Origin of the sequence: Aeromicrobium phragmitis (assembly GCF_003674095.1) — a bacterium.
Lineage (GTDB): Bacteria > Actinomycetota > Actinomycetes > Propionibacteriales > Nocardioidaceae > Aeromicrobium > Aeromicrobium phragmitis.
The window spans coordinates 1-373 of record NZ_RDBF01000168.1 but is presented as its reverse complement, the minus strand read 5'-3'; the positions used below and the strand labels follow the sequence as shown (position 1 = coordinate 373).

Sequence of the window (373 nt, the reverse complement as noted above, 5' to 3'; positions counted from 1 at the left end):
ACCTGTGTGCGATGGTCCTTGCGCAACCCCGCGCGACCTTCCCCGCGCTCGCCGCCACGATCTACCTCGCGGGCGGCCGCGGCGACGAGGGCGCGTGGGTGCTGGGCGTGTTGCAGGCGGCGCCCGCGATCGGCTCGTTCCTCGCGTTCTGCGTGTCCGGTTGGCTGGGGCGGGTCCACCGGCATGGGATCGCGATCGTCGTCGCGATCATGACGTACGGCGTCGCGGTAGCGCTGGCCGGCGTCGCCGCGGTCGGGCTGCCGGGAGTGCTCTGGCTCGGCGTCACCCTGCTCGCGCTCTCGGGGTCGGCCGACATGGTGAGTTCGGCCTACCGTTCCACGATGCTGCAGACCGCGGCTCCCGACGAGATGCG

1 pseudogene is annotated in these 373 nt (G+C 72.7%); it reads left to right on the top strand.

Going from position 1 to position 373, the window contains the following annotated elements:
• Positions 1-373, top strand: a pseudogene (locus D9V41_RS18020) (MFS transporter); the annotation flags it as partial.